This is a genomic window from Niabella sp. ZPM-14 (genome assembly GCF_055693045.2).
This window is the reverse complement of sequence record NZ_CM181148.1, coordinates 3,819,465-3,831,983: the sequence shown is the minus strand read 5'-3', so window position 1 is coordinate 3,831,983 and position 12,519 is coordinate 3,819,465. Positions and strand designations below refer to the sequence as shown.

General features: G+C 46.3%; 13 protein-coding genes. 4 read left to right on the top strand and 9 right to left on the bottom strand.

What is annotated here, in order from left to right; translation table 11 throughout:
• Positions 1 to 127: 127 nt before the first annotated feature.
• The gene (gene kdsA / locus ACU37H_RS16260) at positions 128 to 946 is read left to right on the top strand and encodes a 3-deoxy-8-phosphooctulonate synthase (RefSeq protein ID WP_472705137.1); all 819 of its coding nucleotides are present in this window, start codon (positions 128 to 130) and stop codon (positions 944 to 946) included.
• Between the two features lie 142 nt (positions 947 to 1,088).
• Here kdsA and ACU37H_RS16255 read toward each other — a convergent pair whose 3' ends face one another.
• The 6 genes from ACU37H_RS16255 to ACU37H_RS16230 form a co-directional block, all read right to left on the bottom strand.
• On the bottom strand, positions 1,089 to 1,820 hold the full coding sequence (locus ACU37H_RS16255; protein ID WP_472705139.1) for a 3-keto-disaccharide hydrolase: 732 nt from the start codon (positions 1,818 to 1,820) through the stop codon (positions 1,089 to 1,091).
• Positions 1,821 to 1,845: 25 nt separating this feature from the next.
• Positions 1,846 to 2,115 carry an acylphosphatase gene (locus ACU37H_RS16250; protein WP_472705140.1) on the bottom strand — a complete coding sequence of 90 codons (270 nt, stop codon included), beginning with the start codon at positions 2,113 to 2,115 and terminating at the stop codon, positions 1,846 to 1,848.
• 2 nt (positions 2,116 to 2,117) lie between these two features.
• Entirely contained in the window at positions 2,118 to 2,591 is a 474-nt protein-coding gene (locus ACU37H_RS16245) for a GAF domain-containing protein (RefSeq protein ID WP_472705142.1), read from the bottom strand.
• Between the two features lie 8 nt (positions 2,592 to 2,599).
• A complete protein-coding gene (locus tag ACU37H_RS16240; protein ID WP_472705144.1) occupies positions 2,600 to 3,139 on the bottom strand; it encodes a DUF1572 family protein in 540 nt (179 codons plus the stop codon).
• 121 nt (positions 3,140 to 3,260) lie between these two features.
• Positions 3,261 to 3,908 carry an outer membrane lipoprotein periplasmic chaperone LolA1 gene (gene lolA1 / locus ACU37H_RS16235; RefSeq protein WP_472705146.1) on the bottom strand — a complete coding sequence of 216 codons (648 nt, stop codon included), beginning with the start codon at positions 3,906 to 3,908 and terminating at the stop codon, positions 3,261 to 3,263.
• 132 nt (positions 3,909 to 4,040) lie between these two features.
• Positions 4,041 to 6,587 carry an FtsK/SpoIIIE family DNA translocase gene (locus ACU37H_RS16230; RefSeq protein WP_472705147.1) on the bottom strand — a complete coding sequence of 849 codons (2,547 nt, stop codon included), beginning with the start codon at positions 6,585 to 6,587 and terminating at the stop codon, positions 4,041 to 4,043.
• A gap of 110 nt (positions 6,588 to 6,697) precedes the next feature.
• Here ACU37H_RS16230 and ACU37H_RS16225 point away from each other — a divergent pair, with 110 nt between their 5' ends.
• Entirely contained in the window at positions 6,698 to 7,282 is a 585-nt protein-coding gene (locus tag ACU37H_RS16225) for a Uma2 family endonuclease (RefSeq protein WP_472705149.1), read from the top strand.
• 64 nt (positions 7,283 to 7,346) lie between these two features.
• Here ACU37H_RS16225 and ACU37H_RS16220 read toward each other — a convergent pair whose 3' ends face one another.
• From ACU37H_RS16220 to ACU37H_RS16210, 3 genes are all read right to left on the bottom strand, one after another.
• Positions 7,347 to 7,730, bottom strand: coding sequence for a DUF423 domain-containing protein (locus tag ACU37H_RS16220; RefSeq protein WP_472705151.1), 384 nt, complete (start codon positions 7,728 to 7,730; stop codon positions 7,347 to 7,349).
• Positions 7,731 to 7,751: 21 nt separating this feature from the next.
• Complete coding sequence (locus ACU37H_RS16215) at positions 7,752 to 8,285, bottom strand: shikimate kinase (protein WP_472705153.1); 534 nt, start codon at positions 8,283 to 8,285, stop codon at positions 7,752 to 7,754.
• 100 nt (positions 8,286 to 8,385) lie between these two features.
• Positions 8,386 to 9,570: an acyl-CoA dehydrogenase family protein gene (locus ACU37H_RS16210; protein ID WP_472705155.1), complete on the bottom strand. Its 1,185-nt coding sequence runs from the start codon at positions 9,568 to 9,570 to the stop codon at positions 8,386 to 8,388.
• Positions 9,571 to 9,879: 309 nt separating this feature from the next.
• On the opposite strand from ACU37H_RS16210, the gene ACU37H_RS16205 reads away from it, so the two are divergent.
• Together ACU37H_RS16205 and ACU37H_RS16200 are read left to right on the top strand one after the other, a co-directional pair.
• The gene (locus ACU37H_RS16205; RefSeq protein ID WP_472705157.1) at positions 9,880 to 11,064 is read left to right on the top strand and encodes a hypothetical protein; all 1,185 of its coding nucleotides are present in this window, start codon (positions 9,880 to 9,882) and stop codon (positions 11,062 to 11,064) included.
• A 96-nt stretch (positions 11,065 to 11,160) separates the two neighbouring features.
• Positions 11,161 to 12,465: a DUF389 domain-containing protein gene (locus tag ACU37H_RS16200; RefSeq protein ID WP_472705158.1), complete on the top strand. Its 1,305-nt coding sequence runs from the start codon at positions 11,161 to 11,163 to the stop codon at positions 12,463 to 12,465.
• Positions 12,466 to 12,519 lie beyond the last annotated feature (54 nt).

Sequence of the window (12,519 nt, the reverse complement as noted above, 5' to 3'; positions counted from 1 at the left end):
ATTTTTGCTCATGGATACCTGCGGAATTTTTGCTCATGGCAAAACAACCATTGCGGAAGATGCGTTTGCGCTGAGGTTTTGACCGCTGGCTGTTCGACTTATCCAACTTTCCACTTACCTTAGCCTCATGCAAGCATTTTTACATCCGCTTTTTGAAAAGCAGTCGTATGACCCTGATAATTTTTTCCTGCTCGCCGGTCCCTGTGTGATAGAAAGCGAGGAGATCGTTATGCAAGTGGCAGAAAAAGTGTCTGCCATATGTAAAGACCTGGGCATACCTTACGTATTCAAATCCTCGTACCGGAAAGCTAACAGAACCAGCGCGAGCTCGTTTACGGGTATCGGGGACGAAGCGGCACTGCAGCTGCTGAAGAAAACATCTGACACTTACTCGGTTCCCACCGTAACCGACATTCATGCGCACGAAGAAGCAGCGATGGCAGCCCGATATGCTGATATATTGCAGATCCCCGCTTTTCTTTGCCGGCAAACAGACCTGCTGGAGGCCGCTGCGAAAACGGGCAAAATTGTCAACGTGAAGAAGGGACAGTTCCTTAGCGGCCCGTCGATGAAATTCGCGGTAGAAAAAATTAAAAATGCCGGAAACGATCAGGTACTGCTCACAGAAAGAGGCAATAGCTTTGGCTATACAGACCTGGTAGTGGACTATCGCAACATTCCCTGGATGCAGGAGCATCAGGTGCCGGTGGTCATGGATTGTACTCATAGCCTCCAGCAGCCCAACCAGACCAGTGGTGTGACAGGCGGTAATCCGCAAATGATCGGCACCATTGCGAAAGCGGCGATTGCCAGTGGCGCTGATGGGTTGTTTATTGAAACCCACCCCAGACCATCCGAGGCCAAAAGCGATGGAGCGAATATGCTACAGCTCGACCGCCTGGAAGCACTGTTGACACAGTTGGTGCGCATCAGGAAAGCATTATAAAGACCGTTTGAGGACAATAAAAAAGCAGCCCCATGGCTGCTTTTAAAACTTAATTATTTACTACTCAAAACGCTCCTTCTAGAGAGAATGGACAAGATAGGGCAATTTCCATAAAACACAAAATAATTTTTTATAATTTGTTTTATAACTCCCTGATCCAGATGTTTCTGAAGCTTACCGCGTCGCCATGATCCTGCAGTACCAACGGCTCTTTAGAGGGGTGTTGCTGATTCGTAGCGATGCCAATGTATTGTGTGGCGCCCCAGATCGTTGCGTTGTTCTGCACCACTACCCCGTTATGTATTACAGTGATCCTGGCCTGTGACTTTATGCTGCTGTCTTTGTTAAAAACAGGCGCTGTGAAAATGACATCATAAGTCTGCCATTCTCCCGGCTTGCGGGTGGCGTTCACCAGCGGCGGTAATTGCTTGTAAATACTGCCCGCCTGACCATTGCTGTACGTGCGGTTTTTGTAGCTATCGAGTACCTGCAGTTCATACAGACCCATCAGGAAAATACCACTGTTGCCACGACCCTGCCCCTGGCCTTTCACTTCTGACGGAGATCTCCATTCGATATGTAACTGACAGTCACCAAAAGACTTTTTCGTTTTGATAACCCCGGTGCCTTTGGCCACCGTCACCGCGCCATCCGCTACTTTCCATTTGGCTGGCTGCCCGTTGGCAGACTGCCATTCTGATAAATCTTTTCCATTAAATAATACAATGGCATCTTCGGGAGGATCGGCGGCGGTCTTCCCGGGTGTAACCACGCGGGGTTCGGGTTGCCATATCTCTGTGAGTTCGGGAGACTTGTCCTGGGCGATCAAACTGCTGCTCAGCAAGAGCATCAGCGGGGTAAGCGTTTTCTTCATCAGATAATTATTTCTTGTTTAAAGGCTACAAAATAGAGAAATTCTCAAACTCCTGCAAAGGTAATTCCTCCATTTCAAGTGCCAGCACTTCAGCCCGGGGCGGCCCCGCCTTGCACCACTCGATGAATGAGGCCAGTTGCGGGTCGGTACCGGTAGCGATCACCTCTACCGTATGCCCGTCTTCCAGGTTTTCAACTGTTCCGGTAATTTTCAGTTCAACCGCTTTTCGCTGGGTAGATTGCCGGAAAAAAACCCCTTGTACTTTTCCGCGGATCCTGAATCTTTTAGTTGTCATAGTCAGAACTTAAGGAGTGCCACTATCTCTTGCAAATAGCGGGCGTCGGTTTCATCAAAATGGTCATGCTGTTCGCTATCTACATCCAACACAGCAACTACTGATCCATTGTCGATCACCGGTACTACAATTTCTGATTTTGACGCACTGCTACAAGCGATATGCCCCGGGAATTTTTCCACATCAGGAACGATCAGTGTTTTTGCCTGTTGCCATGCGGATCCGCACACGCCCCGACCTAAACGGATTCGCGTACAAGCTACCGGACCTTGAAACGGCGCCAGAACCAATTGCTGATCTTTCACCACGTAAAAGCCTACCCACCACCATTTGAATTGTTCTTTCAGCGCTGCAGCTATGTTTGCCATGTTAGCTATCAGATCTTCCTCGCCTTCCAGCAGCGCACGGATTTGCGGCAGCAGCGCCCGGTATTGTTCTTCTTTGCTACCTGTTATAATTGATAAATCTTCAGCCATTACTAATACTATTTTGTTGGATTACCGCTTTGTTTTAACTGTTCATTGTAGGCCTGAGAAGCTCCTTTAGCGATGGATAAAGGCTTCCACTTTTCGCCGGCAATCATCTTTCCAATATACAGGATCTGCCCGACATGCGAAGCGTGATGAGCTAATTGCCTTTGTATGGCTTCAACAACCGATAAAGGTTTTGTACGGATGTAAACGGTTTTAGGCAGGTCCTCGTTCTGAAGGGCATTAAGCTGGTCCAAAAGTAAGCCCCACCCTTCTTCCCAGCGAGCCAATAGTTGTTCTTTGGTCAATTGCTGCTCCTCAAATTCGGCATCCCGCTGGCGCCATTCCTTTTCGCCATCTTCCGTTAAAAAACGGGTCCAGCGGCTCATCATATTACCGTGCATATGAGTGATGATGATCGCAAGACTATTGCTGACCTGATTTGGACGATAGTTGAAATCGTCTTCTTTCAATTGCTCAAAAGTTTTATCTCCTAAAGCTTTGTAATCTCTGAATTGCTGTATAGCACTCTTTAAAAAAGTCGATTCAATCATCGCGTGATCATTTTAGAAAATAACAACTGAACCGATTGAATGTTTGACTATTAAAATCATTTCACTGAAAAAAATAAAGCTCCCCAAAGGGAGCTTCTCACCAATATGATCATTGTATCGATTACCTGAGATCGACTACTTCCACGCCAGGATATTTGGATTTATCGAACGTAAAAGTCGCGTCAGGGATCGGCAAATTCGGTTTGAAATTGCTTACATTATAAACATACCTGTTACCGGTCTTTTCGATAACCGTTGTGCTGATGATGTTTTTAGTCGCTTTATCCACTGCCACGTACACTCTTGCGAAAGGTTTATTTTTATCGATCGGCTGCATAATGATCTTATTCACTTCTTTGCCGCCCACTTTGCTATCCTTGTCCATCACATACATAAAGTCTTTGTTATAAAAATCGGTAAACAACTTTTGAGGTGTGATCGTTCCTTCGGATGCATTCGCACTGCTAACAGTAACCTCTTTGGCAGCCGGATCATAGTTCCAGATAGTAACGCCATCGCTGATGATCTTGTTACTTCCCAGGTTAATGGCATATTTATTTCCTTTCATCTGCACGGTACCGCTCTTGGTAGAAAGCGCTTTCCCGGCTGAGTTAGATATCTGATAAGCAAAATTAGCGCTGACAGTATTGTAAGATTTGAATTTCGCACTTACCTGGTCCAAAATGGCCTTGGCCTTCGGATCTTTTTGCTGGGCAAATGAGAAAACGGATACGAACAACATCGCCGCTATAGCATACAACTTCTTCATTTTCAATTTTTAGTTTTTCTGTTTAGTAATATTTTTTGATTAGACGCCAATTTTCATGCCGTGGTGTGCTGGTTAACATTTATTAACATATATCGGAGAATTCAATTATAATGCGATGCACAGCCGAATAAATTATCCCAAAGCTTCGAGGTGTTGCTGCAAATCGGCGTCTGTTTTGATCAACACTTCGCGTGCCTTACTACCCTGATTGGGGCCTACAATGCCCGCGCTTTCTAACTGGTCCATCAACCGGCCTGCCCGGTTGTACCCGAGTTTCATGCGCCTTTGAAGTAAGGAAGTAGAGCCGATCTGGTTGGCGACAATTAATTTAGCAGCTTCTTCGAATAAAGAGTCGCGGTCGCCCAGGTCGAAATCCCCGCTTTCTAATTCTTTTTCGTCTACATACTCCGGTAACAGGAATGGTTGCGGATATCCATCCTGGTATCCAATAAACTCAACCACCTTGTCTACTTCCGGTGTATCCACAAAAGCACATTGCAAGCGCGCGATCTCGCCATTCAAACTGATCAGCATGTCTCCCTTTCCGATCAGCTGTTCCGCACCACCGGCATCCAGAATAGTACGACTGTCGATCTTACTACTTACCTTAAATGCAACCCGCGCCGGGAAGTTGGCTTTGATCGTTCCCGTGATAATATTTACAGAAGGTCTTTGTGTAGCAATGATCAAGTGAATGCCCACAGCCCGCGCCAGCTGAGCCAGCCGGGCGATCGGCATCTCAACCTCTTTACCCGCCGTCATGATCAGATCGGCAAACTCATCCACTACCAACACGATAAAGGGAAGGAACTGATGCCCTTTCTCGGGGTTAAGTTTCCGGGCAGTGAACTTGGCGTTGTACTCCTTGATATTCCGGCAACCTGCTTCTTTTAATAAGTCATAGCGGTTGTCCATTTCGATACACAATGCATTCAGCGTATTGATCACTTTCTTAGTGTCCGTAATGATTGCCTCCTCTTCATTGGGCAATTTCGCAAGGAAATGACTTTCGATATGACTGTAGATGCTTAGCTCTACTTTTTTAGGATCGACCAGTACAAATTTGAGTTGGGAAGGATGTTTTTTATACAGCAGGGATACCAGGATCGCATTAATACCAACGGACTTACCCTGTCCGGTAGCGCCCGCCATCAGCAAATGCGGCATAGTAGCAAGGTCTACGATAAACAATTCATTGTCGATCTTTTTACCCAGGGCAATCGGCAATGAGTGGGAACTATTTTGATATTTATCTGAAGTGAGCAAGGTCTTCATGCTCACGATGCTCTTCTTCGCATTGGGCACTTCAATACCAATCGTACCGCGACCGGGAATAGGCGCAATGATCCTGATACCTAAGGCGGACAGGCTCAAGGCAATATCATCTTCGAGATTTTTGATCTTGGAGATGCGCACGCCCGCGGCCGGCACAATCTCGTACAAGGTTACAGTGGGACCGATGGTAGCACTGATCCGCTGGATCTCGATATCATAATTGCGTAACGTTTTCATGATCTGGTTTTTGTTATTCTCCAGTTCTACCGGATCGTGTTCTACCTTTTCCGACCCGTAGGAAGCCAGGAGGTCAGGCGTGGGGTATTGATAATCGCGCAGATCTAATGTAGGCTCATAAGCCTTACTTTTATCACTGCCTGCAGTTGTTCTTTGTTCTTCCTCCGGTTTGGGTAACGGAGCGTCGTTGATCTCGAGTTTCAGACCGTCGTCGTTTGTTTTGGCTGGTTGCTTTGTCTCCTTTTTAGGTGGCTCGGGATCTTCAAAATCGATCCGGGCTTCGGGCTTCAACACTGTGATCCGGTCAAACCCTTTTTCTTCCTCTTTGGAATGCACGCCTGCCTCTTTTTCAATAATACCGAGTTGGTGTTTAGGCTGAGCCACTTCTTCATCAATCACGAGCTTCGCACCATCGAGCGGAGCTATTTTTTCCTGTGGCGCTTCTTCTTTTACAAAATCATGTTGTGGCAATGGCATGTGGGCCTTTTCTTCAGCCTCGGCTACAGGTACCGGGGCTGCTGCAGGACGGGATAATTTTTTGGGAAAGCTGAACGCGGGATTGAACTGCCAGATGAGATAGGCGATTACAATCAGCAGCAGGATGGCGGACGTACCAATAAAACCGAGCGAGGCCATCAGCCAATCGCTGATCACATTTCCTACGCCTCCTCCCCAACTAAATTCTTCCTTTCTCAGGATAAAAGCAAGAATGGTAGATACCGCCAGCATACCGAGCGTGACATACTTCAGGTTGCGCCAAATAGAAAATACCCGCCGGCGCCACATCAGGTTAACTCCTACTACAAAAAAGAACGTACATACGAGCAGCGACGCGACGCCAAAAAGTTTATACATGAAAAGATGGGCCACCAGGGCTCCGGTCTTCCCGAGCAGGTTGTCTGCTGTAGTGTCAAAGTCAGTTAATATTTCTGCACCGCGGGACACCTGCACAAAATCCTGGCGCCACGTAAAGAAATAAGATACAAAGGCGATGACCAGGAAAATAGATATGAGCAGGAAGGTCAGGCCGGTAATTTTCCAGGTGCGCTCATCCCTGGCCAATTGTTTCAATTGGATCTTCTCGGCTTTCTCGGGCTTAAACGGAACGCTTGAATCTTTTGCCTTAGCTGTTGGTTTTTTATTCTTCGATGTACTCTTAGTCGCCATAGGGGCAAAGATAATGCGATTTACACCTGAAACCAGCGATGCCGGGAGAGAATCGCGGTGCGCTCGTCGCGGGTAAGATTTTATGTAAATTCGTAATTTAAAGCGTTGATATGACTAATATTTCAGAGTTAGACTTCAATAAAAGCTATTCTTATGCTGACTATTTGACATGGAAGTTTCAGGAGCGCCTGGAAATCATAAAAGGCCGCATCTTTAAAATGAGTCCTGCACCACGGGTACGGCATCAGGCTATTTCTATGTATGTAAGCAACCAGCTCTACAATTTTCTCGAAGGGAAAGATTGTAAAGTGTTTGCAGCACCGTTTGACGTACGCCTTACTAAGACGAACGTGCAAAACGAACTGATCAAAACGGTGGTACAGCCTGACATCTGTGTGATATGCGATCCGGATAAACTGGACGATTTAGGCTGCGTCGGAGCCCCCGATATCATTATTGAAATTCTTTCACCCGGCAACAATACCAAAGAGCTGAAAAACAAATATGAAGTGTATGAAGAAAACGGCGTGCAGGAATACTGGATCATCCACCCCGAAGAAAAGACTTTCTTAGCTTACACACTTGGTCCGAACGGCCAATACGTCCCCTCTGCACTACAAACCATGGGTGACCGGATAACTACACCCGTGTTACCCGGCTTCGTTTTGGACCTCGAAAAGGTGTTTGACTATTAGAAGGCCCATGGACAATGGACTATTGACAATGGACTATTGTCTATACACCATGATCTATCATCGGCTATTTCCTCAATAAGGCCCATACAAAACAAACCCAGCCCGCTATAAAGAACAGGCCACCGATGGGTGTAATAATACCTACACCTCCAAGACCCACTTTGCCGGTTGCTTTCAATGCCGAAAGGATATACAAAGAGCCGGAAAATAGTAAGATGCCTATGAAGAAACAGATACCGGCCCAGTTCATAGTTTTAAGAGGAAACTTTTCAAATAAAATGCCCACCAGCATCAGCGCAAACGCATGATACATCTGGTATTGGACGCCTGTCTGAAAAGTCGGTACAGAATCCGGTGCTATCTCCTTCAGCTTATGCGCTCCAAATGCGCCCAGGATCACACCAAGTCCGGCAACAGCCCCGCCGATCGTTAAGTATAATTTATGCATGTCTGGTATGTTTTAAATCTGCTACGCCTCGCCGTTCTCGTTGGCGGGCATGTCTCCGAATATGAGTTGTACAAATTCCGGCAGCTTGATCTTCTGATCGTCGACCCTGACCTTTGCGCGCTCATAAAAAATGCGGCGGTCGCTGCTCTTCTTAAGAATGTAGGCTTTTAACTGCTCGTCGTCGAGACTTTTTAACAGCGGGCGCTTGTCTTTATGAAGCCTTAGTCGTCCCAGCAAGATCTCGAACGAAGTGTCGATCCAAACCGTCACTCCTTTTCCGTTCATGTAATCGATATTATTAAAAAAACACGGCGCACCGCCCCCGCAGGAAAGTACCATCGATTCGTGGCTTTCACTGACGAGATGTAATATTTCGCGTTCTTTCATCCGGAAATATTCTTCTCCTTCCGTGTCAAAAATTTCCGACACCGATTTGTTCTCATCCTGCTCGATCAATTCGTCTAGGTCAAAAAAAGGCACGCCCAATTTTTTCCCCAGCTGTTTGCCCCAGTGCGTTTTACCAACGCCCATGAACCCTATCAAATAAATTCGCATTACTTTCTCCAATTTTATTTTACCGGCGATGCGTCGCATCCATCTACCCTGCGGTGCATCGCCACGTTCTTCACTGTAGCGGGTCTATCTGTTTGATCCGCTATTTAAACGCATTGATCCCGGTAATGTCCATCCCCGTGATCAGCAAATGTATATCATGTGTGCCTTCATACGTAATCACACTTTCCAGATTCATCATGTGGCGCATGACGGGAAACTCGCCCGTAATGCCCATACCCCCTAATATTTGCCTGGCCTCCCGGCAGATATTCGTAGCGATCTCACAACTATTTCGCTTGGCCATACTTACCTGTTGGGGACTGGCCTTGCCTTCGTTCATTAAAACGCCGAGACGCCAGTTGAGTAATTGCGCCTTTGTTATTTCTGTGATCATTTCCGCCAGTTTTTTTTGCTGAAGCTGAAAGGAAGCGATCGGCTTCCCAAACTGATGGCGTTCCCGCGCGTAGCGCAGCGCGGTGTCGTAACAATCCATAGCCGCTCCGATCACGCCCCATGCGATTCCATACCGGGCCTTGGTCAGGCAGCTCAAAGGCCCTTTTAAACCTTTGACGCCAGGCAGGATATTTTCTTTTGGCACTTTTACATTATCAAAAACCAATTCGCCGGTCGCCGATGCGCGCAGGCTCCATTTATGATGCGTGGTCGGTGTGGAAAACCCTTCCATACCGCGCTCCACGATCAACCCGTGAACCTCCTGGTTTTCGTCTTTCGCCCACACCACGGCTACTTGCGCATAAGGCGCGTTACTGATCCACATCTTGGCGCCATTTAATACAACATGATCCCCGGCATCAGTAAAACGGGTCAGCATTCCCGCCGGATCACTGCCATGATCGGGCTCTGTGAGTCCAAAACAACCCAGCCATTCGCCCGTTGCCAGCCTGGGTAAATATTTTTTCTTCTGCTCTTCGCTGCCATAGGCGAAAATAGGGAACATGACGAGAGAACCCTGCACGGAAGCCGTGGAGCGCACGCCGCTGTCGCCTCTTTCCAGCTCCTGCATCATCAGGCCATAGCTGATGTAATCAAGCCCTCCACCGCCGTATTCCACCGGGATAGTGGGTCCGAAATACCCCAATGCACCTAATTGCGGCACAATCTGTTCGGGAAACGCACCACGTTGCGCATAATCTTCAATGATCCCGCTGATTTCCTTCTTAACATAGGATCTTGTAGCCGCTCGTATCATCAACTGCTCCTCGGTCAGCAGCTCATCAACCCTGAAATAATCGGGACTTTCAAAAAGATCCGTGTGAATGGCCATGGCATGTTGTTTAGGCAAAGGTAGCTGTAAACTTTTTCTAATGCACCACACGATTTTTGCGACTCTGAGGCATTAACTTACTGGCATAGAGGAAAATAAAGAATTAGCTATATGTAAGTTTCGCTTTTGTAATCGGCATTATCGCAATGAATGATGCGCACGACTCGGCCGAATCTCTACTGAGATTTGTTAACAACGGAGGAAAAAGGGCCATCAACATCTTATACACTAAAGAAGTCAAAATCAATCTTTTGACAAAACTGGCGAATTATTTGTATATAATTGCGTGTTAAAATAAAACTTACCAATATGAAGTCGTTGTTTTTATTGCTTTTCAGCCTGCTCAATGTCGTGTGTTTCGCACAGATCGATAGTATTAAGCACGAAATGACCTTGCGTGATAAAGTGTTGAATGATATTCAAACTACTTTCAATACCCGTACGCAGTCGATCGATTCTACTGTAACTAAATTGGACCAAAGACTGTCCAGCCTGGACAAATCAATTGCTCAGTCAAAGGATGCCAATGAAAAGGCGGATAAATTGCAACAGCGGGTTCAGGCAGTGGAGGCTAAACAAAAGGCGATAGAGCAAAATGAACTGAATCTTTTCCAGGCAAATTACCAGTCAGCGATGGTGAACCTCGTTTCAATGGACCGGGAGATCAAACCCCTGCTGCTCTTCAATTCTACCAAATCATTTTTTAATGCCTTGAGCGAAACAGGTAACCCGATGAATTATGACGGTTATACCAAATGGTACAATCAATATGCGGCTTACGTGAAAGATAAGAAAGCAGAAAGCCCGGTTCTGAATGTAACCAGCAACCTGTTGAGCTTTGCCGGCAACTTTACGAAAGGCGCACCAGTAACTGGTCCGATCACCTCCGCTCTTTTTTCCAGCATGACCAGCTATATTGATAACCTGGGTAAGAAGGAAAAAGCATTGAAGGAACAAAGTGAACAAATGCTGACGCTGACCATGAAGATCAGCCAGTTCAATTATGACAATGACCGCATAGAGAACGAATGGGAATCGATCACGACCGAACTGCAGGATCTCCAGAAAAAGTATGACAGGTCACTGAAAGAAAACCTCGGCATTATCAAGACATCCCCTGCCAGTTTTGAAGCCAACTTCTCGAAAGAAAACGACGCGGAAAAGCGTTATCAGTATCTGACGAAGCTGAGAGACGAAGCGGCAAAATTTGTGAGCGAAGAGAAAGAAAAGAACCCCAAAGACTGGCGCCAGAAAGCTTATATACAGATGAATGACGTGCAGTCTTTGAAACAACGTTTTGGTCAGGTCACTTTCCGGATCAGCCAGAATTTATTAAAATACAAAGAGCTGTTTGACAAGTATAAAGCGGACCCCCAGTTAGGTGCGCGTATCAAAGATCTTGAGATCAAGATGAAAGAATTGCAGGAATCTTTTGATAAGACCTTCGATCCGCTGGAATATATCAATTCAGCTAACCGCATGTACAAAGTATAAGTAACTATAACCAGTTTTCGAAATACAGCCGGTAAAAGTAGCCGGCTGTATTTTTTTTAAATCCAATGATTATCTTTATTGCCTTAAAAAACTAATATGAGTAGCTTAGGGAGATTGTTCAATCTTAACAGTGGAGAAGAGGACAAGATAAAAGTGCTTAAGAATGTCAGGAGCAACATCTATTTCAGGGGAGCGACTATTTGGATACTAGCCTGTGCCATCTTTGTCGCGAGTGTAGGACTTAATGTCAATTCTACAGCAGTGATCATTGGCGCGATGCTGATCTCTCCTTTGATGGGGCCGATCATTGGTGCAGGCTTCGGGCTGGGAATCTTCGACTTCATCCTTTGTAAAAGATCGCTGCGCAACCTTGGGATCGCCACGATTGTGAGCCTGATGGTCTCCACGATCTATTTTTATCTAAGCCCCTTCAAGGAAGCCCAGTCAGAGCTGCTTGCGCGCACTTCGCCTAATATTTTCGATGTCATGATCGCGTTTTTTGGCGGACTTGCGGGCGTCATCGCCATGACAAGGGTCGAAAAAGGATTGCCCCTGGCCGGCGTCGCTATTGCCACAGCGTTGATGCCGCCATTGTGTACGGCGGGTTATGGCCTGGCCACCGGGAATTATAAGTATTTTGCGGGCGCATTGTTTTTATACACGATCAACTGCGTGTTTATTTGTATCGCTACTTACATTATAGTAAAATACCTGAAATACCCTGCTATCAAACAGATGGATAAGAAGCAGGAAGTAAGGGTGAAATATGTCATCACCGGTATCATCGCACTGATTATGGTACCGAGCGCCTATTTTGCCTACGACCTGTATAAAGAACAAAAATTTTCCCAGAATGTAAAACAGTTCATCCGTGCGGAGTTTGAGTCTAAGGGCGATGTGATCGTATACCGGAAAAATGATTACTACTCATCTCCCAAAAGGATTGAAGTAGCGTTTCTTACCAAACAGCTAAAGCAAAAAGAGCTGGACTCACTGAACAGTAAATTACCGGAATATGGCCTGGCTTCAACTCAATTGCTGATCCGGCAGGACACAGTAGACTTTGCCAACCTTTATGAACAGGGGAATGTGGCCGTTTCTAAAACAGAGCAGGAACTTAAAGAAAAGAATATCCTGTTGTCGCAACTCCAGAATAAGCTGGACAAAAACACGTATGACAACAAGACCATCACAACAGAAGCAAAGATCCTTTTTCCGGAGGTATCGGCCATTTCGATCGGCAGCCATGATTTCATTGTCAATGATTCCGTGACAGAGACTATCCCGGTAGCACTTTATATGGCAGAACAAGACATTACGCCGGAAGAAAAGGAGAAACTCCTCAGCTGGCTTCAGAAGCGGTTGGAAGTCTCCCAGATTGTATTGAACAGGATGCAATAGAACAGTCTCCATCCCGCGTTTCTATTATCTGACTGCGCAGGCCTGGTGCCTGCC

What these genes read in the sequence shown, in the direction of transcription:
- ACU37H_RS16245 (WP_472705142.1), bottom strand. Translation starts at nt 2,591, where the DNA reads ATGGCTGAAGATTTATCAATTATAACAGGTAGCAAAGAAGAACAATAC.
- ACU37H_RS16215 (WP_472705153.1), bottom strand. Translation starts at nt 8,285, where the DNA reads ATGCGAATTTATTTGATAGGGTTCATGGGCGTTGGTAAAACGCACTGG.
- ACU37H_RS16240 (WP_472705144.1), bottom strand. Translation starts at nt 3,139, where the DNA reads ATGATTGAATCGACTTTTTTAAAGAGTGCTATACAGCAATTCAGAGAT.
- ACU37H_RS16220 (WP_472705151.1), bottom strand. Translation starts at nt 7,730, where the DNA reads ATGCATAAATTATACTTAACGATCGGCGGGGCTGTTGCCGGACTTGGT.
- kdsA (WP_472705137.1), top strand. Translation starts at nt 128, where the DNA reads ATGCAAGCATTTTTACATCCGCTTTTTGAAAAGCAGTCGTATGACCCT.
- lolA1 (WP_472705146.1), bottom strand. Translation starts at nt 3,908, where the DNA reads ATGAAGAAGTTGTATGCTATAGCGGCGATGTTGTTCGTATCCGTTTTC.
- ACU37H_RS16250 (WP_472705140.1), bottom strand. Translation starts at nt 2,115, where the DNA reads ATGACAACTAAAAGATTCAGGATCCGCGGAAAAGTACAAGGGGTTTTT.
- ACU37H_RS16255 (WP_472705139.1), bottom strand. Translation starts at nt 1,820, where the DNA reads ATGAAGAAAACGCTTACCCCGCTGATGCTCTTGCTGAGCAGCAGTTTG.
- ACU37H_RS16230 (WP_472705147.1), bottom strand. Translation starts at nt 6,587, where the DNA reads ATGGCGACTAAGAGTACATCGAAGAATAAAAAACCAACAGCTAAGGCA.
- ACU37H_RS16225 (WP_472705149.1), top strand. Translation starts at nt 6,698, where the DNA reads ATGACTAATATTTCAGAGTTAGACTTCAATAAAAGCTATTCTTATGCT.
- ACU37H_RS16210 (WP_472705155.1), bottom strand. Translation starts at nt 9,570, where the DNA reads ATGGCCATTCACACGGATCTTTTTGAAAGTCCCGATTATTTCAGGGTT.
- ACU37H_RS16200 (WP_472705158.1), top strand. Translation starts at nt 11,161, where the DNA reads ATGAGTAGCTTAGGGAGATTGTTCAATCTTAACAGTGGAGAAGAGGAC.
- ACU37H_RS16205 (WP_472705157.1), top strand. Translation starts at nt 9,880, where the DNA reads ATGAAGTCGTTGTTTTTATTGCTTTTCAGCCTGCTCAATGTCGTGTGT.